This window comes from Geobacillus zalihae, from assembly GCF_030414215.1.
GTDB classification, from domain to species: domain Bacteria; phylum Bacillota; class Bacilli; order Bacillales; family Anoxybacillaceae; genus Geobacillus; species Geobacillus zalihae.
In genome coordinates, this window is record NZ_CP129217.1 from 142747 (window position 1) to 166997 (window position 24251).

Annotated in this window: 17 protein-coding genes, 7 tRNA genes and 3 rRNA genes; 24 read left to right on the forward strand and 3 right to left on the reverse strand. The window is 52.6% G+C overall.

Annotated elements, in window-relative coordinates; genetic code table 11:
• Positions 1–7 precede the first annotated feature (7 nt).
• The 6 genes from truA (at position 8) to QWV57_RS00835 (ending at position 4367) form a co-directional block, all read left to right on the forward strand.
• The gene (gene truA, locus QWV57_RS00810) at positions 8–784 is read left to right on the forward strand and encodes a tRNA pseudouridine(38-40) synthase TruA (protein WP_060788516.1); all 777 of its coding nucleotides are present in this window, start codon (positions 8–10) and stop codon (positions 782–784) included.
• A gap of 179 nt (positions 785–963) precedes the next feature.
• Positions 964–1401: a 50S ribosomal protein L13 gene (rplM, locus tag QWV57_RS00815; protein ID WP_011229651.1), complete on the forward strand. Its 438-nt coding sequence runs from the start codon at positions 964–966 to the stop codon at positions 1399–1401.
• Between the two features lie 20 nt (positions 1402–1421).
• Positions 1422–1814, forward strand: a complete 393-nt coding sequence (gene rpsI, locus QWV57_RS00820; protein ID WP_011229652.1) for a 30S ribosomal protein S9 — start codon at positions 1422–1424, stop codon at positions 1812–1814.
• Positions 1815–1933: 119 nt separating this feature from the next.
• A complete protein-coding gene (locus QWV57_RS00825) occupies positions 1934–2374 on the forward strand; it encodes a YbaK family protein (protein WP_015373733.1) in 441 nt (146 codons plus the stop codon).
• A 66-nt stretch (positions 2375–2440) separates the two neighbouring features.
• Positions 2441–3157 (forward strand): N-acetylmuramoyl-L-alanine amidase CwlD, encoded by a 717-nt coding sequence (gene cwlD / locus QWV57_RS00830; RefSeq protein ID WP_012820500.1) that lies wholly within the window; start codon positions 2441–2443, stop codon positions 3155–3157.
• A gap of 193 nt (positions 3158–3350) precedes the next feature.
• On the forward strand, positions 3351–4367 hold the full coding sequence (locus tag QWV57_RS00835) for an iron-sulfur carrier protein/transcriptional regulator SalA (RefSeq protein WP_011229655.1): 1017 nt from the start codon (positions 3351–3353) through the stop codon (positions 4365–4367).
• A gap of 85 nt (positions 4368–4452) precedes the next feature.
• Here QWV57_RS00835 and gerD read toward each other — a convergent pair whose 3' ends face one another.
• A complete protein-coding gene (gene gerD, locus QWV57_RS00840; protein ID WP_013143991.1) occupies positions 4453–5082 on the reverse strand; it encodes a spore germination lipoprotein GerD in 630 nt (209 codons plus the stop codon).
• Positions 5083–5231: 149 nt separating this feature from the next.
• Between gerD and QWV57_RS00845 the strand changes: the two genes are divergently transcribed.
• Positions 5232–5831 carry a KinB-signaling pathway activation protein gene (locus QWV57_RS00845; RefSeq protein WP_013143992.1) on the forward strand — a complete coding sequence of 200 codons (600 nt, stop codon included), beginning with the start codon at positions 5232–5234 and terminating at the stop codon, positions 5829–5831.
• 137 nt (positions 5832–5968) lie between these two features.
• Here the strand turns inward: QWV57_RS00845 and pdaB are convergent, their stop codons facing one another.
• The gene (gene pdaB, locus QWV57_RS00850; RefSeq protein ID WP_033004638.1) at positions 5969–6724 is read right to left on the reverse strand and encodes a polysaccharide deacetylase family sporulation protein PdaB; all 756 of its coding nucleotides are present in this window, start codon (positions 6722–6724) and stop codon (positions 5969–5971) included.
• Between the two features lie 673 nt (positions 6725–7397).
• Here pdaB and QWV57_RS00855 point away from each other — a divergent pair.
• The 17 genes from QWV57_RS00855 to glmS all read left to right on the forward strand — a co-directional run bounded on the left by QWV57_RS00855 (position 7398) and on the right by glmS (position 22524).
• Positions 7398–8955, forward strand: a 16S ribosomal RNA gene (locus QWV57_RS00855).
• 642 nt (positions 8956–9597) lie between these two features.
• A 23S ribosomal RNA gene (locus QWV57_RS00860) occupies positions 9598–12527 on the forward strand.
• A 358-nt stretch (positions 12528–12885) separates the two neighbouring features.
• Positions 12886–13002, forward strand: a 5S ribosomal RNA gene (rrf, locus tag QWV57_RS00865).
• The 16S, 23S and 5S rRNA genes sit together here with 7 tRNA genes alongside, the layout of an rRNA operon.
• Before the next feature lie 156 nt (positions 13003–13158).
• A tRNA-Asn gene (locus tag QWV57_RS00870) sits at positions 13159–13233 on the forward strand.
• Between the two features lie 7 nt (positions 13234–13240).
• Positions 13241–13316: transfer RNA gene (locus QWV57_RS00875), tRNA-Thr, on the forward strand.
• Positions 13317–13326: 10 nt separating this feature from the next.
• Positions 13327–13398: transfer RNA gene (locus QWV57_RS00880), tRNA-Glu, on the forward strand.
• Between the two features lie 114 nt (positions 13399–13512).
• Positions 13513–13587, forward strand: a tRNA-Gln gene (locus tag QWV57_RS00885).
• Between the two features lie 438 nt (positions 13588–14025).
• Positions 14026–14101: transfer RNA gene (locus QWV57_RS00890), tRNA-Lys, on the forward strand.
• Positions 14102–14105: 4 nt separating this feature from the next.
• A tRNA-Gly gene (locus QWV57_RS00895) sits at positions 14106–14177 on the forward strand.
• Positions 14178–14183: 6 nt separating this feature from the next.
• Positions 14184–14256, forward strand: a tRNA-Ala gene (locus tag QWV57_RS00900).
• A gap of 148 nt (positions 14257–14404) precedes the next feature.
• Positions 14405–15304, forward strand: a complete 900-nt coding sequence (gene rocF, locus QWV57_RS00905) for an arginase (RefSeq protein WP_014194613.1) — start codon at positions 14405–14407, stop codon at positions 15302–15304.
• A 200-nt stretch (positions 15305–15504) separates the two neighbouring features.
• Positions 15505–16068, forward strand: a complete 564-nt coding sequence (sigW, locus tag QWV57_RS00910; protein ID WP_020279758.1) for an RNA polymerase sigma factor SigW — start codon at positions 15505–15507, stop codon at positions 16066–16068.
• A gap of 14 nt (positions 16069–16082) precedes the next feature.
• On the forward strand, positions 16083–16694 hold the full coding sequence (gene rsiW / locus QWV57_RS00915; RefSeq protein WP_015373735.1) for an anti-sigma-W factor RsiW: 612 nt from the start codon (positions 16083–16085) through the stop codon (positions 16692–16694).
• Positions 16695–16766: 72 nt separating this feature from the next.
• Complete coding sequence (cdaA, locus tag QWV57_RS00920; protein ID WP_014194616.1) at positions 16767–17588, forward strand: diadenylate cyclase CdaA; 822 nt, start codon at positions 16767–16769, stop codon at positions 17586–17588.
• Positions 17581–18819, forward strand: coding sequence for a CdaR family protein (locus tag QWV57_RS00925; protein WP_301100180.1), 1239 nt, complete (start codon positions 17581–17583; stop codon positions 18817–18819). Before cdaA ends, QWV57_RS00925 begins: the two co-directional genes overlap by 8 nt.
• Positions 18820–18846: 27 nt before the next feature.
• Positions 18847–20196 (forward strand): phosphoglucosamine mutase, encoded by a 1350-nt coding sequence (glmM, locus tag QWV57_RS00930; RefSeq protein ID WP_301100181.1) that lies wholly within the window; start codon positions 18847–18849, stop codon positions 20194–20196.
• A 525-nt stretch (positions 20197–20721) separates the two neighbouring features.
• The gene (glmS, locus tag QWV57_RS00935) at positions 20722–22524 is read left to right on the forward strand and encodes a glutamine--fructose-6-phosphate transaminase (isomerizing) (RefSeq protein ID WP_301100182.1); all 1803 of its coding nucleotides are present in this window, start codon (positions 20722–20724) and stop codon (positions 22522–22524) included.
• 503 nt (positions 22525–23027) lie between these two features.
• On the opposite strand, the gene QWV57_RS00940 is transcribed toward glmS, so the two are convergent.
• A complete protein-coding gene (locus QWV57_RS00940) occupies positions 23028–24215 on the reverse strand; it encodes an IS701 family transposase (protein WP_081133251.1) in 1188 nt (395 codons plus the stop codon).
• Positions 24216–24251 lie beyond the last annotated feature (36 nt).

The following is a 24251-nucleotide window of genomic DNA, read 5'->3' on the forward strand; positions in this document are numbered from 1 at the left end:
GAAGGCCATGACAACACGGATCAAATGCATCATTGCCTATGATGGCACCCACTTTTCCGGCTACCAAATCCAGCCGGGAAAGCGGACGGTGCAAGGCGAGTTTGAGGAAGTGCTTCGGCGGATGCATAAAGGGACAAAAGTGCGTGTGGCGGCTTCGGGAAGGACGGATGCCGGCGTTCATGCCTATGGCCAAGTGATCCACTTTGATACGTCGCTTTCCCTTTCCTCGGAGCAGTGGAAAAAGGCGTTGAACGCCCAGCTGCCGGATGATATCGTCGTTCGCTTTGTACAGGAGGCCGATGCAGACTTCCACGCCCGTTTTTCGGCGAAAGCGAAAGAATACCGCTATAAAGTATGGACGGCTGCCGAGCGCGACGTGTTTCGCCGCCATTATTGCGCATGGCATCCATATTCGCTTCATATCAGCGCGATGAACGAGGCGCTTGGTTTGCTTCATGGAACGCACGATTTTACAAGCTTTTGTTCCGCCAAAACGTCGATCGAAGACCGGGTGCGCACCATGTATCGGGCTGAAGTGAAGGCCGACGGCCCGATGCTCGAGTTTCGGTTTGTCGGCAGCGGCTTTTTGTACAACATGGTGCGCATTATCGTTGGCACGGTGTTGGAGATCGGCCAAGGGAAGCGTTCTCCCGCCGACATTTCGATGTTGCTTGCGGCGAAAGATCGGCGCCTCGCTGGTCCAACCGCGCCGGCCGAAGGGCTGTATTTATGGCGCGTATACTATGAGGATGAATGTTTGGACCACTCATTGGCGTACGGCTGATGGTTTTCCCCCGGCTTTTTAAGATAACGAGTCCTTGTGTAACATCTTCTTGACATTGGCGCGCCGGCAAGCTATTATATCATATGGCATGTATTTTCCACGATTAGCCCCGGACCATAATCGTGTTGAAATAAACGACCATTTGTTTGTTCATTTTTTTATTTTAGGAGGGAACTGCATTGCGTACGACTTATATGGCGAAACCGAATGAAGTAGAGCGTAAATGGTACGTTGTCGACGCAGCTGGCAAAACGTTAGGCCGCTTAGCCAGCGAAGTAGCGGCGCTGTTGCGCGGCAAACATAAACCGACGTTCACTCCGCATGTTGACTGCGGAGATCACGTCATCGTCATCAATGCGGACAAAGTTGAACTGACTGGGAAAAAGTTGACGAAAAAACTGTACTATCGCCACAGCTTATATCCGGGTGGCTTAAAAGTAAGAACAGCGCTGGAAATGCGTACGAACTACCCGGAACAAATGATCGAACGTGCGGTGCGCGGCATGCTTCCAAAAGGCAGCCTCGGCCGGCAAATGTTCAAAAAGTTGCACGTTTACCGTGGAAGCGAACATCCGCATCAAGCACAAAAACCAGAAGTGTATGAACTTCGCGGATAATCATAAGGGAGGGTATGATTTTGGCACAAGTACAATATTACGGCACAGGTCGTCGCAAAAGCTCGGTCGCCCGTGTCCGCCTTGTCCCGGGCGATGGCCGCATCATTGTCAATAAGCGTGACATTCGCGAGTACATCCCGACGGAAGCGCTCATCGAAATGGTCAAACAGCCGCTCGTACTGACCGAAACGCTTGGCAGCTACGACGTTTTGGTGAATGTCCAAGGCGGCGGATTTGCCGGCCAAGCCGGTGCGATTCGCCATGGCATCGCCCGTGCGTTGCTTGAAGTCGATCCGGAGTTCCGCACGGTGCTGAAACGGGCCGGTTTGCTGACGCGCGATGCTCGCGTTAAAGAACGCAAAAAATACGGGCTCAAAGGCGCCCGCCGCGCTCCGCAATTCTCGAAACGTTAATCGCGCGATGTTCCAACCCAGCCGATTTGGCTGGGTTTTTTGCTTATTTCTGCTTTTCGCCCGCGCGTATGATTGTGAGCGATCGTTAGACACTACATCGTAAAGGAGCGTGAAAGACGATGACAGTCATCACTTCATTGGCGGAAAAAAGGCAGGAAAAGCAGCTTCGCTATGAACGGAACATGTTGCGCGAACTGTCGCTTGAGAAATTACGGACCAAAGCGCTTGAGCACTTTGTTCCGTTTTATACGGCGTATCGGATGTTCCCATCCGTTGTGGAGGAAGGCTGCATTGATCTGGCCATTGAAGCGTATTTGCTCGGCGCTCGCTACAGCCGATTCGGCTATTATGGGGAGCCTGCGGCCAGCGTACGCTGTCGATGTGCTCAAGAAGAAAAATATTTGATCGATACGCTGTTTGATTTTCTTTGCTTTTGGGGCAATATCGACAACGATTTCCTCAGCCAGTCGCTGTATGACGCGTGTGAACAATATATCGGCAACTGGTGGACGGAAGGATTTGAGCGGGGCAAAAAACGGCATCGTCTAAAACTTCGCTGAATGAGTTCTATTCCCGCGCCTTGTCCCATATAAGATAGAGAAGGGAAACGTGCGGGAGGAGAAACAATGAAAGAAAAATGGAAGTGGCTGGTCGCTTTTGCTGCCGTCGCCCTTATGAGCACTTTGCTATTTCCGTCTTTATTTTCCGATTTGACATCAACAAAACCATGGAATCTCCCATTATCGGGGAGAATCATCGTATTGGACCCCGGCCATGGTGGGCCGGACGGCGGCGCCGTCGGTGGTGAGGCGGTGGAAAAGGACATCGCGCTCAACGTGGCGAAAAAGCTGCGCGATTATCTGCAGCAGCAAGGGGCGCTCGTCCTGATGACGCGCGAGACGGATCGGGACTTGGCCAGCCCGTCCACACGCGGCTACAGCCGACGGAAAACGGAGGATTTGCTCGAACGAACGGCTTTCGTCAATCGATCGAATGCCGATCTTTTCATCAGCATCCATCTCAACGCCATCCCGTCGCCGCGTTGGCGAGGGGCGCAGACGTTTTATTACGGGTCTTTCATCGAAAACGAGCGGCTGGCGAGATTTATCCAAGCGGAATTGCGGCGCAATTTGGAGAACACCCATCGACTGGCAAAAATGATTGATACCGTCTATTTGCTCAAGCATGCAAAAATCCCCGGCGCGCTTGTCGAGGTTGGGTTTTTGTCGAATCCCGATGAGCGAGAGCTGCTTGTGTCTGATGGCTACCAAACGAAGCTGGCCGCCTCGATTTATAAAGGAGTGCTCCGCTACTTTTCCAATGAACATACGCCTCGCGAGTAGCGGGGATTTTTTAAGGTCGGAACAGAGGAGACAGATAGCCGACCGGCCTTGTTTCGCCAAAAGGAATTCGAAATTCCCCTTTTTCAACCGCGGGGACGTGCGGGAGCAAGTCAAACATGGCGGCCGTCTGCCGATTTATGGTATGATAACACATAGAAATGACCATTGATTTGCAAAAGGGTTGGTGAATACGATGTTGACGGAAACTGAAGTGCGCGCCATTCTTGAAAAGATGAAAGATCCCTTTTTAAACAAAACGTTTAAAGAGACGAATGCCATTCAAGAAATCAAAATTAAGGAAGAGAAAAACCATGTCAGCGTGAAAATCGCGCTCGCCAAAACCGGAACGCCCGAGCAGCTTCGCGTGCAAACGGCGATCGTCGAGCAGCTGAAAGATGCGGGTGCTGCAACGGTCGGGCTGCGGTTCGCCGAACTGCCGCGCGATGTGGTGGAGAAATATAGCGAAAACAAGCAAAAAACGACGTATATCGCCATTGCTAGCGGCAAAGGTGGTGTCGGCAAGTCGACCGTTTCTGTCAATTTGGCGGTGGCGCTCGCCCGGCTCGGCAAAAAAGTCGGGTTGATTGACGCGGACATTTACGGGTTCAGTGTTCCGGACATGATGGGAATCACCGAGCGCCCGACGGTGAGGGGCGACAAAATCATCCCGGTCGAACGGTTTGGCGTAAAAGTCATTTCGATGGCCTTTTTCGTCGAGGATAACGCCCCGGTCATTTGGCGCGGCCCGATGCTTGGGAAAATGTTGAACAACTTTTTCAAAGAGGTCGAATGGGGAGACTTGGATTACTTGCTGCTTGACTTGCCGCCTGGTACGGGCGACGTCGCCTTGGACGTCCATACGCTCTTGCCGTCGTGCAAAGAAATTATCGTCACGACTCCGCATCCGACCGCTGCGTTTGTCGCTGCCCGCGCTGGGGCAATGGCGTTGCGCACCGAACATGAAATTATCGGCGTGATCGAAAATATGTCGTACTACGAGAGCCGGAAAACAGGAGAGCGGGAGTATGTCTTCGGCAAGGGTGGCGGAGAAAAGCTGGCCAAAGAGCTGCAAACCGAGCTGTTAGGGCAGCTGCCGCTTCAGCAGCCGGATTGGAACGACGACGACTTCGCTCCGTCCGTTTACGCAGAAGATCATCCGATCGGGAAAATTTATATGGATATCGCCCGCAAAATCGTTGCGAAATATTAATCGGTTTCACAAAAAGCGTCCGATGGCGAGAAACCGCCGATTAGAGCGTTGGCGGTTTTCAGCGCACGGACGCTTTTTTGCTTGATTAACCTCCTCCGCCTTGTTGGTTGCCGGTGCTTTCTTCTCCCTCTCCCCCTTCCCCTCCGCCTTCTTCTTCTTGTTTTTCTCCGCCTTGCTGAACCTTTTCAGCTGCTTTCATCAACATATCTTGAATTTTCGCCTGATACAGCGGGCTGTTCAACGTTTCCGTGATCACCTTTTGCAAATGCTGGCGGAACTCTTTGCTTTTTAAGACATCGACCATGGCTTTTTCCATTTCTGGATCTTTTAAAATATCGATCATCAGCGCCTGGTAATCGGGATCTTTCATGAGCGCCTTCATCATTTTTTCATGTTCTGCTTGCAGCCCTTTGGCAAAACTTTCAGCGAATTTCGGGTCTTTTAACGCACTTTCCCAGAACTTTTTTCCTTGATCGGATGTCAGCATTTGTTGCAGCGTTTCTTTTACAGCTTTTTGATCTATGACTAGTTGCTGCTTCATCTGATCTTCCGACATAATATCTTGAATCGCCTTTTTCCCCTCGTCGGTTTTTAAAATGTCAACAACCATCTTTTTCGTTTCGTCATAATCCGGGGGAGGGGGGCTGATTTCTTGAGGGGCACAGGAACCAAGAACGAGAAAACTGAGCAAGAGGAGCGGTAGGCATTTGTTCATGAAAGTGAGCTCCTTTCTGCAAAAATCCCTCACCCTTAATATGAATGTTGGCGAAAAAAATATACATGGGGGAGATCGGAGCTGGCTTTTTCACAAGGGCGCTGGTAAAATGGTAAGCGGGTTATGCTGAAATGATGGAGGATGAAGCTGTGAACAGCCGCAAATGGGTGCGTTTATTTTTATCGACGCTGCTGATCGGCGGCATCGCCACGGCGGCCGTCGGCATTGTTTTCAACTGGGAAGAATTCGGGCGCTTGCTGTTGCGCCTGGAAATGGTCGAATTTATGGCTGTTTTGTTATGGCATATCGGTGTTGGCTTTATTTTCAGCGTCATCAGTCAGGCGGGGTTTTTTGCTTATTTAACCGTCCACCGGTTCGGGCTTGGCATCTTCCGTTCGCTATGGAACGCTGTGCAGGTTGTTTTGATCATGTTCGTGCTGTTCGATTTAGTGTATTTCCGCTACATGGCGTTTGCGGACAAGGGCGATTCAATCATTCCGTATCTATTGACCGCATTGTTCATTTTGGTGGTTGGTCTCGTTGTTGCCTACGTCAAGAGCGCACAGACGAACAAAGGGGCGTTCGTTCCGGCTTTGTTCTTTATGGTCGTCGTTACGGTCATTGAATGGTTTCCCGTGTTGCGCATCAACGACCGTGATTGGCTGTATTTGATGTTGATTCCTTTATTAGTATGCAATGCATACCAGCTTCTTATACTGCATAAATTGACAGGCGGCGCGAAACAATAAAGAAAGCAAGGCGCCGCCTGTTTTCTTATGGCAGCCGCGAAAAAAACGGCGTGTTCGCCAAAAGCCAATCATTCCAATTGGCGGCTTGTCTGCCGCCGCAATCCAACCGCACCGGCGCAGGCCGTTGTCGGAACGTGTCACTCGATCCCGCGGCTTTCGGCTTCGCCATTCGCCAACAGCTCGGAGAGGTTGACGTTTTTGTAGCCGTTTTCTTTCATGGAAGCGATAATTTTCGGCAGCGCTTTGGCTGTCTGTTTTGCCGAATCAGATGCGTGAAGGAGCACGATATCGCCCGGTTCCAGGTCCCTCGTGACGTTCTCAACAATTTGGTCTGTCCCAGGGTTGAGCCAGTCTTTCGAGTCAATGCTCCAATGGACGACAGTGTAGCCGAGGGACTGAGCAACCTTTAACACATTTTTGTTGAAGTTCCCCCCAGGGGGGCGCAGCAGCTCAACCTGTTTCATTCCCAACATGTCAAACACTTTTTTCGCCATCATTAAATCTTGACGGATTTTGGCGTTCTCAAGTTCCGTATAGTTGACAAAGTTATATCCCATACTGCCAATCTCATGCCCCTCCTCTTTGATCCGCTTCACCACGGCTGGATGGCGTTCGGCCCATGAGGCGGATAAGAAAAAGGTCGCGTTTTGAATCCCATGCTGCTTCAAGACATCCAAAATTTTGTCTGCATTCTCATCTCCCCAGCTGATATCGAACGTCAACGCCACCTCATTGCGGGCGTTGTCCACTTTATATACCGCCGTCGGCCCAGAAGGAAGCGAAAAAACGGGACGGTTCATTTCATAAGCGTACAAGACAACGGCGGTGAAAAAGGCGGAGCAGATAATAATGAGAGCTTTTTTCAGCGTCCGTCCGTTCAACGCGTAAAACATGACATCGGCCCCCTTTTTTGCATTGTAAAATCGTTGTCCTAATAACATCTTATGCGGACAGCCATGGCGGTTATGAAACTTATTTGCCAGTCCTCTTACCGTCGAAGAGATGGAGGAAGCCTAAAGGAACGGTCTGGCGTCGGTTCTTGAAATTCCCTTAAAAAAGATATTGCATTTTTGATTGGTAAGTGGTATATTAAAAATCGTCGCTAATCCGACAGAGTGTTCGATAGCGGTGAGTGACGAAAAGCAACGGAAAAGATCTTGACAAGAAAAAAGAGGCATGTTAGTATAAAAGAGCTGTTTGCAATAGGAAGCTTCAACTATTCTTCAGTTCAAGACTGCAAATCAGCAGAGAAGTTGTTTCAATGCAGCAACTTTGCGCCTGTGTCTTCTAGTGAATTCGGGGGAATTGGGTTCCTCGACGCAAGACTGCAACGAAGCAAGTTCAAGAAGAGGTCTCGTTCCTTGAAAACTGAACGAAACGAAGCGCGAAAGAAAAGCTGAGGCCCGCGGGTCGCCGCGATGGGCAAATGTTCTTCGCCTGCAGGGATTTACAATCCCGAAGGCGAAGGTGATTTGACCCCGAGCGGCGGCGGGCCGAAGCTGGACAATACGAAAAGCGGAGGCCGCTTTGGCCGAAGTTGGACAATGCGAAAAGCCAATCAACTTTCTTTTGGAGAGTTTGATCCTGGCTCAGGACGAACGCTGGCGGCGTGCCTAATACATGCAAGTCGAGCGGACCAAATCGGAGCTTGCTCTGGTTTGGTCAGCGGCGGACGGGTGAGTAACACGTGGGCAACCTGCCCGCAAGACCGGGATAACTCCGGGAAACCGGAGCTAATACCGGATAACACCGAAGACCGCATGGTCTTTGGTTGAAAGGCGGCCTTTGGCTGTCACTTGCGGATGGGCCCGCGGCGCATTAGCTAGTTGGTGAGGTAACGGCTCACCAAGGCGACGATGCGTAGCCGGCCTGAGAGGGTGACCGGCCACACTGGGACTGAGACACGGCCCAGACTCCTACGGGAGGCAGCAGTAGGGAATCTTCCGCAATGGGCGAAAGCCTGACGGAGCGACGCCGCGTGAGCGAAGAAGGCCTTCGGGTCGTAAAGCTCTGTTGTGAGGGACGAAGGGGCGCCGTTCGAAGAGGGCGGCGCGGTGACGGTACCTCACGAGAAAGCCCCGGCTAACTACGTGCCAGCAGCCGCGGTAATACGTAGGGGGCGAGCGTTGTCCGGAATTATTGGGCGTAAAGCGCGCGCAGGCGGTCCCTTAAGTCTGATGTGAAAGCCCACGGCTCAACCGTGGAGGGTCATTGGAAACTGGGGGACTTGAGGGCAGGAGAGGAGAGCGGAATTCCACGTGTAGCGGTGAAATGCGTAGAGATGTGGAGGAACACCAGTGGCGAAGGCGGCTCTCTGGCCTGCACCTGACGCTGAGGCGCGAAAGCGTGGGGAGCAAACAGGATTAGATACCCTGGTAGTCCACGCCGTAAACGATGAGTGCTAAGTGTTAGAGGGGTCACACCCTTTAGTGCTGCAGCTAACGCGATAAGCACTCCGCCTGGGGAGTACGGCCGCAAGGCTGAAACTCAAAGGAATTGACGGGGGCCCGCACAAGCGGTGGAGCATGTGGTTTAATTCGAAGCAACGCGAAGAACCTTACCAGGTCTTGACATCCCCTGACAACCCAAGAGATTGGGCGTTCCCCCTTCGGGGGGACAGGGTGACAGGTGGTGCATGGTTGTCGTCAGCTCGTGTCGTGAGATGTTGGGTTAAGTCCCGCAACGAGCGCAACCCTCGCCTCTAGTTGCCAGCACGAAGGTGGGCACTCTAGAGGGACTGCCGGCGACAAGTCGGAGGAAGGTGGGGATGACGTCAAATCATCATGCCCCTTATGACCTGGGCTACACACGTGCTACAATGGGCGGTACAAAGGGCTGCGAACCCGCGAGGGGGAGCGAATCCCAAAAAGCCGCTCTCAGTTCGGATTGCAGGCTGCAACTCGCCTGCATGAAGCCGGAATCGCTAGTAATCGCGGATCAGCATGCCGCGGTGAATACGTTCCCGGGCCTTGTACACACCGCCCGTCACACCACGAGAGCTTGCAACACCCGAAGTCGGTGAGGCAACCCGCAAGGGAGCCAGCCGCCGAAGGTGGGGCAAGTGATTGGGGTGAAGTCGTAACAAGGTAGCCGTACCGGAAGGTGCGGCTGGATCACCTCCTTTCTAAGGAGAAAAGCGGAGGTCGCCCGCCTATCGGCGAGGTGCGCTGGAGGGCCTGCGAGCGGGCTTAGCCCGCCGCAGCAGGACCGAAGCGTCGCGAGCCGATGGCGGCCGGAGCTAGACAATCCGAAAAGCGGAGGCCGCAATGGCCAACTGTCGATACACAGCGCTTTCGTTTCGTTCGGTTTTGAGGGAATGAGAAATTCCTTCAAAAGCGCCTGTGCCTGCGTGTGCTAGCAGGTTCAGGGAAGCAAGATTCCTCGGCACAAAGCCGCAAGGAAGTTTGTTCAAAGAAGTCGCTTTGCGTCTACAAGTGAATTCAGAGAAGCTGGATTCCTCGGCGCAAAGCTGCAAGGAAGCAGACTCAAGGCAGTCGCTTCGTTCAGTTTTGAAGGAATGAAAAGTTCCTTCAAAAGCGCCTGTGCCTGCGTGTGCTAGCAGGTTCAGGGAAGCAAGATTCCTCGGCACAAGACTGCAGAGAAGTGAATTCAAGAAGTAGTCTCGTTTGCGTCTGCGTCTACAAGCGGATTCGGAGAAGCCGAATTCCTCGACGCAAACCAGCGAAGAAGCAGGTTCAAGGCAGCAACTTCGTTCCTTGAAAACTAGATAACCGGAAAAGCAAAGGAAGAAGCCGAGAGCGCAATAGGTTAAGCTGGAAAGGGCGCACGGTGGATGCCTTGGCACTAGGAGCCGATGAAGGACGGGGCAAACGCCGAAACGCTTCGGGGAGCTGTAAGCAAGCGTTGATCCGGAGATGTCCGAATGGGGGAACCCACTGTCCGTAATGGGGCAGTATCCATGCCTGAATCCATAGGGCATGGAGGGCACACCCGGGGAACTGAAACATCTTAGTACCCGGAGGAGAAGAAAGCAAACGCGATTCCCTGAGTAGCGGCGAGCGAAACGGGAACAGCCCAAACCAAGAGGCGTGTCCTCTTGGGGTTGTAGGACCGCTCACGATGGGAGTAAGAAAGGGACGGGGTAGACGAACCGGTCTGGAACGGCCGGCCAGAGAAGGTGAGAGCCCTGTAGTCGAAACTTCGTTCCCTCCCGAGCGGATCCTGAGTACGGCGGGACACGAGGAATCCCGTCGGAAGCAGGGAGGACCATCTCCCAAGGCTAAATACTCCCTAGTGACCGATAGTGCACCAGTACCGTGAGGGAAAGGTGAAAAGCACCCCGGGAGGGGAGTGAAAGAGAACCTGAAACCGTGTGCCTACAAGTAGTCAGAGCCCGTTGATGGGTGATGGCGTGCCTTTTGTAGAATGAACCGGCGAGTGACGATGGCGTGCGAGGTTAAGCCGGAGAGGCGGAGCCGCAGCGAAAGCGAGTCTGAACAGGGCGTGTGAGTACGTCGTCGTCGACCCGAAACCAGGTGATCTACCCATGTCCAGGGTGAAGGCCGGGTAACACCGGCTGGAGGCCCGAACCCACGCACGTTGAAAAGTGCGGGGATGAGGTGTGGGTAGGGGTGAAATGCCAATCGAACTTGGAGATAGCTGGTTCTCCCCGAAATAGCTTTAGGGCTAGCCTCGGGTTTAGGAGTCTTGGAGGTAGAGCACTGATTGGGCTAGGGGCCCAAACCGGGTTACCGAACCCAGTCAAACTCCGAATGCCAATGACTTATGCCCGGGAGTCAGACTGCGAGTGATAAGATCCGTGGTCGAGAGGGGAACAGCCCAGACCGCCAGCTAAGGCCCCGAAGTGCACGTTCAGTGGAAAAGGATGTGGAGTTGCAAAGACAACCAGGATGTTGGCTTAGAAGCAGCCACCATTTAAAGAGTGCGTAATAGCTCACTGGTCGAGTGACTCTGCGCCGAAAATGTACCGGGGCTAAACGTGCCGCCGAAGCTGCGGGATGACCGTTGGTCATCGGTAGGGGAGCGTTCTAAGGGCAGAGAAGCCAGACCGGAAGGACTGGTGGAGCGCTTAGAAGTGAGAATGCCGGTATGAGTAGCGAAAACAGAGGTGAGAATCCTCTGCGCCGAAAGCCTAAGGGTTCCTGAGGAAGGTTCGTCCGCTCAGGGTTAGTCGGGACCTAAGCCGAGGCCGAAAGGCGTAGGTGATGGACAACAGGTTGAGATTCCTGTACCACCTTCTTCCCGTTTGAGCGATGGGGGGACGCAGGAGGATAGGGCGAGCAGGCGGCTGGAAGAGCCTGTCCAAGCCGTGAGGCTGATCCGCAGGCAAATCCGCGGATCATAAGGCCAAGCGGTGACGGCGACGGAGTGATCCGGAAGTCCCCGATTTCACACTGCCAAGAAAAGCCTCTAGCGAGGGAAGAGGTGCCCGTACCGCAAACCGACACAGGTAGGCGAGGAGAGAATCCTAAGGCGCGCGGGAGAACTCTCGTTAAGGAACTCGGCAAAATGACCCCGTAACTTCGGGAGAAGGGGTGCTCTTTGGGGTGAAGAGCCCTGAAGAGCCGCAGTGAAAAGGCCCAAGCGACTGTTTATCAAAAACACAGGTCTCTGCGAAGCCGAAAGGCGACGTATAGGGGCTGACACCTGCCCGGTGCTGGAAGGTTAAGGGGAGCGCTTAGCGGAAGCGAAGGTGCGAACCGAAGCCCCAGTAAACGGCGGCCGTAACTATAACGGTCCTAAGGTAGCGAAATTCCTTGTCGGGTAAGTTCCGACCCGCACGAAAGGTGTAACGACTTGGGCGCTGTCTCAACGAGAGACCCGGTGAAATTATACTACCTGTGAAGATGCAGGTTACCCGCGACAGGACGGAAAGACCCCGTGGAGCTTTACTGCAGCCTGATATGGAATTTTGGTATCGCTTGTACAGGATAGGTGGGAGCCTGGGAAGCCGGAGCGCCAGCTTCGGTGGAGGCGGCGGTGGGATACCACCCTGGCGGTATTGAAATTCTAACCCGCACCCCTTAACGGGGTGGGAGACAGTGTCAGGTGGGCAGTTTGACTGGGGCGGTCGCCTCCCAAAAGGTAACGGAGGCGCCCAAAGGTTCCCTCAGAATGGTTGGAAATCATTCGGAGAGTGCAAAGGCACAAGGGAGCTTGACTGCGAGACGGACAGGTCGAGCAGGGACGAAAGTCGGGCTTAGTGATCCGGTGGTTCCGCATGGAAGGGCCATCGCTCAACGGATAAAAGCTACCCCGGGGATAACAGGCTGATCTCCCCCAAGAGTCCACATCGACGGGGAGGTTTGGCACCTCGATGTCGGCTCATCGCATCCTGGGGCTGTAGTCGGTCCCAAGGGTTGGGCTGTTCGCCCATTAAAGCGGTACGCGAGCTGGGTTCAGAACGTCGTGAGACAGTTCGGTCCCTATCCGTCGCGGGCGGAGGAAATTTGAGAGGAGCTGTCCTTAGTACGAGAGGACCGGGATGGACGCACCGCTGGTGTACCAGTTGTCCCGCCAGGGGCACCGCTGGGTAGCTATGTGCGGACGGGATAAGCGCTGAAAGCATCTAAGCGTGAAGCCCCCCTCAAGATGAGATTTCCCACCGCGTTAGGCGGGTAAGATCCCTCGAAGATGACGAGGTCGATAGGTCCGAGGTGGAAGCGTGGCGACACGTGGAGCTGACGGATACTAATCGATCGAGGGCTTAACCTAGAAAAGTGGAAGCGCCGCGTTTAGCTCTCGAAGCCAAATGTTCTTCACCCGCAGGGGTGCTTGCACCCCGAGGGGGAAGGTTATTTGGCAGAAGAGAGCTAGGCGCTGGAACTGGACAAAGAAAAGCGCAGGCGAGCGGGTCGCCGCGACGGGCAAATGTTCTTCGCCTGCAGGGATGTTCACATCCCGAAGGCGAAGGTTATTTGACCCCGAGCGGCGGCGAGCCGGAGCTGGACAATGCGAAAAGCGCAGGCGAGCGGCTTCTTCCGACGGTTATCTAGTTTTGAAGGAATGAACATCCTGTTGACAAATCCAACAGGATGGATATAATAATTACTGTCCAAGATGATAACCATTGCCTAGTGGCTATGGCGGAGGGGAAACACCCGTTCCCATCCCGAACACGGAAGTTAAGCCCTCCAGCGCCGATGGTAGTTGGGGCCAGCGCCCCTGCAAGAGTAGGTCGCTGCTAGGCAATGTTTCATTATTCTGCAATAGTTCAGCGACGAGCTTCACATCTTCGAATTCGCTACGAGTTGCCTCGACGCATCTCGCTCCCTTGAATTAGCTGGCAGAGGAAGAGGCAACGAGCACATTGGGAAGATGTGCATGACATATAGTTATTCATCATTCCGCAATAGCTCAGCGGTAGAGCAACCGGCTGTTAACCGGTAGGTCGTAGGTTCGAATCCTACTTGCGGAGCCATTTTTACGCTTCCATAGCTCAGTAGGTAGAGCACTTCCATGGTAAGGAAGAGGTCACCGGTTCGAGCCCGGTTGGAAGCTCCATTTATTTTCCGGCCCGTTGGTCAAGTGGTTAAGACACCGCCCTTTCACGGCGGTAACACGGGTTCGAATCCCGTACGGGTCACTCCATTTCGGCCAGTCGTCCTTTCAAGGATGATTGGCCGAAATGAAAAGTGTATACTTCCCTGATTGCTGAGATATAATAGCAATTGAATACAGCGTTTCTTTCTCATCGCGTTGGGCTATAGCCAAGCGGTAAGGCAACGGACTTTGACTCCGTGATGCGCTGGTTCGAATCCAGCTAGCCCAGCCATTATTTTTTTGTACATAAAAATGGTCATGAGCCATTAGCTCAGTGACGAGCGTTACATCGTCGAATAGGCATCGAGTTGCCTCGACGCACTTGGCATCTTTGAATCGGCTGGGAGAGGAAGAGGCAGGTAGAGCTAGGTAGTACCTAGAGTGTATACCCAACCATGAGCCATTAGCTCAGTAGGTAGAGCAACGAGCTTTGCATCATCGAGTTCGCTTCGAGTTGTCCCGACGCATCTTGCATCTTCGAATATGCTTGTAGAGGAAGGGACATCGTTCACTGTGAGTGTATACCCAACCATGAGCCATTAGCTCAGTAACGAGCGCTACATCTTCGAGTTTGCTTCGAGTTGCCTCGACGCACTTGGCATCTTTGAATCGGCTGGGAGAGGAAGAGGCAGGTAGAGCTAGGTAGTACCTAGAGTGTATACCCAACCATGAGCCATTAGCTCAGTAGGTAGAGCATCTGACTTTTAATCAGAGGGTCGGAGGTTCGAGTCCTCCATGGCTCACCATAGCGCGGAAGTAGTTCAGTGGTAGAACACCACCTTGCCAAGGTGGGGGTCGCGGGTTCGAGTCCCGTCTTCCGCTTGGGGCGGGGCCTTAGCTCAGCTGGGAGAGCGCCTGCTTTGCACGCAGGAGGTCATCGGTTCGATCCCGATAGGCTCCATCAAGAGCAGACTGCTTGACAACCAAAAGCAGCCTGCTCTTTTTTGTTATATCGGTATAAATATTCAAAATTTTGTCAAGTTGAGTCATCCCCTTTCTTTCCTCTACAATAAAGACGTAACAGGAACCGGAAAGGAGTGGGAGACAGCATGAAGCCAATTTCAATTATCGGGGTTCCGATGGATTTAGGGCAGACACGCCGCGGCGTTGATATGGGGCCGAGCGCGATGCGTTATGCAGGCGTCATCGAACGTCTGGAACGTCTTCATTACGATATTGAAGATTTGGGAGATATTCCGATTGGAAAAGCAGAGCGGTTGCACGAGCAAGGAGACTCACGGTTGCGCAATTTGAAAGCGGTTGCGGAGGCGAATGAGAAACTCGCGGCGGCGGTTGACCAAGTCGTTCAGCGGGGGCGCTTCCCACTTGTGCTGGGCGGCGACCATAGCATCGCCATTGGCACGCTCGCCGGGGTGGCGAAACATTATGAGCGGCTTGGAGTGATCTGGTATGACGCGCATGGCGACGTCAACACCGCGGAAACGTCGCCGTCTGGAAACATTCATGGCATGCCGCTGGCGGCGAGCCTCGGGTTTGGCCATCCGGCGCTGACGCAAATCGGCGGATACAGCCCCAAAATCAAGCCGGAACATGTCGTGTTGATCGGCGTCCGTTCCCTTGATGAAGGGGAGAAGAAGTTTATTCGCGAAAAAGGAATCAAAATTTACACGATGCATGAGGTTGATCGGCTCGGAATGACAAGGGTGATGGAAGAAACGATCGCCTATTTAAAAGAACGAACGGATGGCGTTCATTTGTCGCTTGACTTGGATGGCCTTGACCCAAGCGACGCACCGGGAGTCGGAACGCCTGTCATTGGAGGATTGACATACCGCGAAAGCCATTTGGCGATGGAGATGCTGGCCGAGGCACAAATCATCACTTCAGCGGAATTTGTCGAAGTGAACCCGATCTTGGATGAGCGGAACAAAACAGCATCAGTGGCTGTAGCGCTGATGGGGTCGTTGTTTGGTGAAAAACTCATGTAATGCATGTGGGCAAAGAGGGTTGGTTGCGGGATTCACGGATATGATGATGATTTGTTCCCGCTGTTTGTGAAAGAGGGGCTGCCATTTGTTTGGAGTCCCCTCTTTTTCCGTTGTATGATACAATAAATATGTTGCATGAAACTTTTCTTGATCGAGCGCCGTAATATACAGTAAGCCGTGAGGCGGGGGTATTGTATTTTATGGATCTATTTATTAAAAAGAGAATTAAGGCGATCCAAAAAGGGGATCAAAACGCATACGCGGATCTTGTCGATTTGTATAAGGACAAGATTTACCGTCTTTGCTATCGAATGCTTGGCAATCGGCATGAGGCGGAAGATGCGGCGCAGGAGGCGTTCATCCGCGCCTACATCCATATTGATACGTACAATCCTGAAATGAAGTTTTCCACTTGGCTGTACCGAATCGCGACGAACTTGACGATCGATAAATTGCGGAAACGGAAGCCGGACGTGTATTTAGATGAAGAGGTCGGAGGCACGGACGGGTTGACGATGCAGGCTCAGCTTCCTTCCCGCGAAACATCCCCGGAGGAGGCAGTGGAAAGCCTGGAGCTGCAAGAGACGGTGCAGCGAGCGATTGAGCAGTTGCCAGAAAAGTATCGAAGCGTGATCGTGTTGAAATATATGGAAGATTTGTCCTTGCAAGAAATCAGCGAGATTTTAGGGTTGCCGGTCGGCACGGTGAAAACGCGGCTGCATCGCGGCCGCGAAGCGTTGCGCAGGCAATTGGGTCATTTATAAGAGGGTGGGAGACTATGGAATGTCCGAAAGAAATCGTGTTGCTCATGCACAGCTATTTTGATGGAGATCTCCAGCCAGAAGGAGAGCAGCAGCTGAAAGAACATTTGCGTTCGTGCGCTGCGTGCGCTGCCCATTTTCACGAGCTGAAAAAGACGGTTGCTTTCCTCCAATATGCCGCCCACGTTGCGGCGCCGCCGTCGTTTGCAGCCAAGGTTATGGAGGCGATGCCGAAAGAGAGAAAGACCGCGCGGCTGCGCCGTTTTCTGCATCGTCATCCGCTGCTTACGGCTGCCTCGTTGTTTTTCGCGCTTACTTTCGGCAGCTTAGCCTCTTCATGGGGGGAAAGAGGCGCGTTTTCCGTCTCAGCTGATGAACATGTCATCATCCGCGATCATACTGTCATCGTGCCGAAAGGAGAAACGGTCAAAGGAGATATTGTCGTCCGCAATGGCTCGATTCGGATTGAAGGAACGGTTGATGGGGACGTGACTGTGATCCATGGAAAGAAATATATGGCGTCCGCCGGGCAAGTGACAGGGGAAGTGGAGGAAATTAATCAAGTGTTTGAATGGATTTGGTATAATATTAAAGAAAGGTTCAATCGTGCGCTCCAATCGATTGAATGATGGCAGCCATCGTTCGATGGCTTTTTCCGTGGCCATCAACAGATTGGAATTAGAGATAAAGGAAGTGTGAAGATGTCCTTCGGAGAGCTCCCCATCGTGTCATATTTGTTAAAAGTGGTTGATATCCTTGTCGTTTGGTATGTGATTTACAAGTTGATCATGATGATTCGCGGGACGAAGGCCATTCAGTTGTTAAAAGGCATTTTTTTAATTATTTTGGTTCGTTTCGTGAGCAATTACCTCGGATTGACGACGTTGCAATGGCTGATGGATCAGGCGATCATTTGGGGATTTCTCGCGATCATCATCATTTTTCAACCAGAATTGCGGCGCGCCCTTGAGCAGCTCGGCCGCGGACGGCTGTTCACCCGCAATACGGTCAATGAAGAGGAAGAGCGGATGCGAATGGTGGAAGCCATTGTCAAAGCGACCGAGTATATGGCGAAGCGACGCATCGGCGCGCTGATTTCCATTGAGCGGGAAACCGGAATGAACGATTATGTCGAAACCGGCATTATGTTAAACGCTCATGTATCGCCGGAACTGCTCATTAATATTTTCATTCCGAACACGCCGCTTCATGATGGGGCGGTCATTATTCAAAAAAACCAAATCGCTGCGGCGGCCTGTTATTTGCCATTATCGGAAAGTCCGTTTATTTCGAAAGAGCTCGGAACACGCCATCGGGCGGCGCTCGGCATCAGCGAAGTGACGGACAGCGTCACCGTCGTCGTGTCGGAAGAGACGGGAGCAGTATCGTTGACGAAAAACGGCGAGCTGTACCGCGATTTAACGATCGATGAGTTTCGGGAGCTGTTGACCGGCGAACTTGCTCCAGCGACGAAGGCGCCTGCTTCTTCCCGTTGGCAGTGGAGGGGGAAGAAACATGGATAAGTTGATGGACCATCCTTGGTTTATTCGCGTTGTCTCCTTATTGCTGGCGATTATGCTGTATATGTCGGCCAATGTCGGGGCGAAAACTGGTGAGACGCGCAACACGTTTGGCCAGGAAGATACGGAAACGTTGGTCGATATTCCGGTGGTCGCTTACTATGATGAAAACAACTTGGTCGTATCGGGTGTCCCGAAATACGTGAACGTTACGCTCCAAGGACCCGCCAGCATTGTCAAGCCGACGGCTCTACAACGAAATTTCGAGGTGTATGTCGATTTAACGGAATTGCCATTAGGGACATACACGGTGCCGATCAAATACAGGGACATCTCCGACAAGTTGAAAGTGACGATTCAGCCTTCCTCGGCCAAAGTGACGATTCGTGAAAAAGTGTCGAAACAGTTTCCGGTCGGTGTTGAATTTTTCAATCGAAACAAAATGCCGGATGGCTATTCCGTTGGAGAACCGACGGTGAAACCAGATGCCGTGACGATTACCGGGGCGAAGGAACGAATCGACGAGATTGCCTTTGTCAAAGCCATCGTCGACTTAGATGGGGCGACGGAAACGCTGACGAGAGAAGCGCGCGTTCGAGTGTACGATCGACGGGGAAATGAGTTGGATATTGAGCCAGAGCCATCGTCGGTGGAAGTAACCGTGCCGGTGAAAAGCCCGAGCAAGACGGTGCCGGTTCAAGTGCGAACAACCGGAGAGCTGCCGGATGGTGTGCATCTTGTCAGCATCACGCCGGAGCCGGATCGAGTGACGATTTATGGACCGAAGGAAGTGTTGAACCATATTGACAAGCTGGAAGGATTGACAGTTGATTTGGACGACATTACTGATGATGCGACGGTAGAACTTGGCGCTCCGCTCCCTGATGGCGCAAAAAGCGTCAATCCAGACAAAATCAAGGTGCATATTGATGTAGAAAAAGATGTCACACAAACGTGGAAAGACGTGCCGATCGCTGTCGTCGGCTTGCCGGATTCATACAAAGCCGAATTTGTCAAACCGCTTGAAGGCAAAATTACGGTCCGCCTTGTCGGTCCGCCCGATGTCGTCCGCGGGTTGACAAAAGACGATATTCGTTTGTATGTCGATGTCGGTGGACTTGACACCGGCGAACATCAAGTTCCCATTCAATGGAACCACCCTGAACAAGTCCAATGGCAGCCGTCGGTGGAAACGGCGATGGTCCAGATTAGCGAAAAAGCGGCTGCACAATAAACTGCATAGTAAGGAGAGAGTGAACGAATGGGCAAATATTTTGGCACTGATGGTGTACGAGGAGTCGCAAATCGTGAATTGACGCCAGAGTTGGCGTTTCAAATCGGCCGCTGCGGCGGATACGTGCTGACCAAAAGCGCTGAGCGCCCGAAAGTACTGATCGGGCGCGACACCCGCATTTCCGGCCATATGTTGGAAGGGGCCCTTGTCGCGGGGCTTTTGTCGATCGGGGCGGAAGTGATGCGCCTTGGCGTCATTTCCACGCCAGGTGTCGCCTATTTGACGAAGGCGCTTGGAGCGCAGGCCGGCATCATGATTTCTGCCTCCCACAACCCGGTGCAAGATAACGGCATTAAATTTTTCGGCCCGGACGGGTTCAAGCTGTCGGATGAGCAGGAAGCCGAGATAGAAGCGCTCATCGACAGCGCGGAGGATATGCTGCCGCGGCCGATCGGGGCTGGACTTGGGCAAGTCAACGACTATTTTGAAGGCGGGCAAAAATACTTGCAGTATTTAAAACAAACGATCGATGAAGAAGATTTTTCCGGGATGAAAATCGCCCTCGACTGCGCGCACGGGGCGACGTCATCGCTTGCGACGTACTTATTTGCCGATTTGGATGCGGATGTCGTGACAATGGGGGCTTCGCCCAATGGGCTCAACATTAACGAAGGGGTCGGTTCCACCCATCCGGAAGCGTTAGCGGCGTTTGTCAAAGAAAAAGGAGCTGATGTCGGGCTCGCCTTTGACGGGGACGGCGACCGTCTCATCGCTGTCGATGAGAACGGCAACATCGTCGATGGCGACCAGATTATGTACATTTGCGCCAAATATTTAAAAGAAACCGGCCGCCTCAAGCACCAAACCGTCGTCTCGACCGTCATGAGCAACCTTGGGTTTTACAAAGCGCTGGAGGCTCAAGGGATTAAAAGTGTGCAAACAGCAGTCGGCGACCGCTATGTCGTCGAAGAAATGAAGAAGAACGGCTATAATCTCGGCGGCGAGCAGTCCGGACATATCATCTTCCTCGACTACAACACGACGGGGGACGGAATGTTGACGGCGCTCCAGCTTGTCAACATCATGAAAATCAAAGGCAAGCCGCTTTCCGAATTGGCGGGGGAAATGAAAAAATACCCGCAGCTGCTTGTGAACGTCCGGGTGGCCGATAAGGAAAAAGCAATGGAAAACGAACAAGTGAAAAAAGTGATCCAGGAAGTGGAGGCAGAGATGAACGGCAACGGCCGCGTTCTTGTCCGCCCATCGGGGACTGAGCCGCTTGTGCGCATTATGGCGGAGGCCCAAACCGAGGAAGCGTGTCGCGCCTACGTTGAGCGGATCGCGGATGTTGTCCGCCGTGAAATGGGAGCGGAATAACCGATTGCTTGGACAACCACCCTATGCATAGACGGAACGTTCGCTTCCGTTTATGCATAGGTTATTTTATATAGATAGTTGACGCCGCTGGGAATGTCCTGTAATATTAACGTTGTTGCTTTTTTCTTGAAAGGAGGCGATGGAAGGGCGAAGAGCGGAACATGGTAAAGTGATGGCTTGTCGCAACCGTAGGCATGGCCAACAAAGCAACAAGGTGGTTGGTTGTTGCATCGGTTTTAACGATCACAAAGCGCCTGGACTAAGCGTTGGACGGAAGAACGCTTAGTTGACGAGGAGGAGGTTTATCGAGGTTTTCGGCGGATGCCTCCCGGCTGGGGCGATGACAGCCGCAAGTCCTCTCTTAAAACAAAGGGGCGACCCTTTGCACAAAGGGGAGGATGTCATCGCGCAAATCGAAAGGGGAGTCTGCCGCATTGACGGTGAGGCCCCGTTGTTCTTTGACAACTGAACATGGAAGGATCTCATTAGCGGCAGCCTCCAAGATGAAAAGGAGGAACATTTGCCATGTGCGGCATTGTTGGCTATATCGGTTATCAAGATGTGAAGGAAATTTTATTGCGCGGATTGGAAAAACTCGAGTATCGCGGCTACGATTCGGCGGGGATCGCTGTGTTGAACGAAAGCGGCGTGCATGTGTTTAAGGAAAAAGGACGGATTGCTGATTTGCGCCGCATCGTCGACCCGAACGTCAACGCGACGGTCGGCATTGGCCATACACGCTGGGCGACACACGGGGCGCCAAGCCGAGTGAACGCCCACCCGCATCAAAGCGCTTCAGGCCGTTTTACGCTCGTGCATAACGGCGTCATTGAGAACTATGAAATGGTCAAGCGCGACTACTTGGCCGATGTCACATTCCAAAGCGACACGGACACGGAAGTGATCGTTCAGCTCGTGGAGAAGTTCGTCAACGACGGACTGGCAACGGAAGAGGCGTTCCGAAAAACGCTCTCGCTGCTAAAAGGATCGTACGCCATCGCCATGATCGATGCGCAAGACGAAAACACCATCTATGCGGCGAAAAACAAAAGCCCGCTTCTCGTCGGCTTGGGCGATGGGTTTAACGTCGTGGCGAGCGACGCGATGGCGATGCTTCAAGTGACGAATCAATTCGTCGAACTGATGGATGGGGAGCTCGTTATCGTCACGAGCGAGAACGTCACGATTCAAACGCTCAACGGCGAGACAGTCGAACGGAAGCCGTTTACGGCCGAGCTCGATGCAAGCGACATTGAAAAAGGAACGTATCCGCATTACATGTTGAAAGAAATTGACGAGCAGCCGTTCGTCATCCGCCGCATCATTCAAAAATACCAAGACGAAAACGGCGGATTGACGATTGACCAAGCGATCATCAACGAAGTGCTGAACGCCGACCGCCTGTACATTGTCGCGTGCGGAACGAGCTACCACGCAGGTCTCGTCGGCAAGCAGTTGATCGAATCGTGGGCGAAAATTCCGGTGGAAGTGCATATCGCCAGCGAATTTTCGTACAACATGCCGCTGTTGTCGGAAAAGCCGCTCTTCATCTTTATCTCGCAAAGCGGCGAAACGGCCGACAGCCGCGCCGTGCTCGTGCAAACGAACAAACTCGGCCATAAAGCGATTACGATCACGAACGTCCCAGGTTCGACGCTGTCGCGGGAAGCCGATTATACGCTCCTGTTGCACGCCGGCCCGGAAATCGCCGTTGCCTCGACAAAAGCCTATACGGCGCAAATTGCCGTGTTGGCAATTTTGGCGGCGGCCGCGGCAAAAGCGAAAGGCTTTGAGCTGGACTTTGACTTGACGAAAGAGCTCGCCATCGTCGCCAATGTGATGGAAATGCTGTGTGATGCGAAAGAAGAAATGGAGAAAATCGCAAGCGACTACTTGACGCTGACGCGCAACTGCTTCTTTATCGGCCGCGCCGTTGACTACTATGTCTGCCTAGAAGGCGCGCTGAAGCTGAAGGAGATCTCGTACATTCAAGCGGAAGGGTTCGCCGGCGGCGAGCTGAAACACGGCACGATCGCCTTGATTGAGGACGGCACGCCGGTGATTGCCCTCGCCACCCAAGAGCACGTCAACTTAAGCATTCGCGGCAACGTAAAAGAAGTCGTCGCCCGCGGCGCGAACCCGTGCGTCATCTCGATGCGCGGCCTGGAAGGCGACGGCGACCGCTTCATCATCCCATCCGTCCATCCGGATCTTACGCCGCTTGTGTCCGTCGTGCCGTTGCAGCTGATCGCATACTATGCCGCCTTGCACCGCGGCTGCGACGTCGACAAACCGCGCAACTTGGCGAAGAGCGTGACGGTGGAGTAAGCGGTTCATTGGTCGGAAAGATGTTGAATGACAAAAAAGTCGGGTACTTGACAAAAAAGTCGGGAACCGGACAAAAAAGTTAGGTACCGAACAAAAAAGTCGGGAACTGAAAGCCTGTTGGTGAATCCAGCAGGCTTTTGTTTTTTCTATTATCTGCGGAAAATAAAGTCGCATACTGAAAAATAAAGTTATATATTCAATAAAAGTGTTGGCGAATTTTTATGCCAACAATTTTTCCTTTATTTCCGATCAAACAAATATTTGAATAATAAAAGGCATTTTGAAAGTGTTTGTAATATTGTGGTAAATTGATTAAAATCGGTCTTATTTGATTTCTATGGAAGAATAAAATTTCTTTCATCATCTGTGATGCCGCGAAGCGATGCATGGGCATCTAACGGGCAGTATAATTAAAGAAGGAATCAAATGCTAAATATCTAACTGTAGATGAGTAATTTTCATTACAATATTTTCCATTAACAAAGAGACAAACAGGGTAACCCTTAGGCGACATGGAGTTGTTTTTTGACAACATCAATGGGAATATCTTGCTTCGCCGCGTTGTAAATGAACTCAACTAGGCTGTGTCCTTTCCGCGATCGAAGAAGCTCCAGTCCGGCGGAGAGGTCTTGTTGAGATTCGGCTATGCTGTACACGCAAGCCAACAACACGGTGATCCAATACCGTTTGACCGCCCGAACGTGGCGAACACGGTACCCATCAAGCTTCAGCTGGTCTTTTGCCTGCCGGAAAAAGCATTCGATCGACCAGCGTTGGGCATAGTAACGCAAGATGTCTTCGTCACTCAGCTCCCGATCGGTGCTCAAGATGCAATGAAGATGTTCGGGTGTCATCGGCTGAGCAGCCTTCCAAGTAAGCAGCACCACCGCATCATCAAGACCGTTGAGCGCACCTTCGTAGCGGTAGACACGATAGCGCTCGTTCCCCACCGTGACGAGGCGGGTGTCTCGCGGTTCGAGATAGCGGGCGAACTGCTTGGCTTGGACGGCGATGCCTTTCGGGTAGAGAATTCGGTTCGTCTTGAGCATCGCGATGACATGGAATCCCTTTTTCAGGCAGGCTTCGATGAGCTCTTTGGACGGATACCATGAATCCATGAGCACATACACCGGATGATCCGGCTTCACCTTGAGCGAAGAAAGCATCTCCATCGCTAGGTCGACTTTGCTTGTTCCCGCCGCCTTATCATAAAGACGAAACGCGAACGGGAATGCCTGAGTCATGGTGTGTACCATCAGCCAAACGAGCGAATGCCCCCAGACCGATTGATGATCTTTGTGGGAGAAATGCCAATCACACCCTTGAATGGCGTGCGTGGCCCGTGACGAAGGCTTCGTTTTTTGGCAAATGGTATCATCAATCGAAACAAAAAGGGGTTGATTCTCCCGTTTGGCGATTCGCTTGATGCGATGAAGGATCCATTGCTGGAGTTTGCGAAGCAACGTCTCTTCATCCCAAGGGCTTTTCGTGAAAAAATGGCTGAGCGTTGTTCGATGGTTGGGATGAAAACTCCAGTGATGGACATCGGTCAACGTTCCCGAAAATCCCTTGGTCGTCAAGGCATCCACAATATGAACGAGATGCTTGATGACCGGTTTCGAGAAATAAAGCGCCAACCCCAACGCCATGAAAAACTTGTGGATTCCTTGATGATGTGCTAATCTATTCATGAGACATGAGCCTCCTTGTGAATGGTTGGTTAGCAC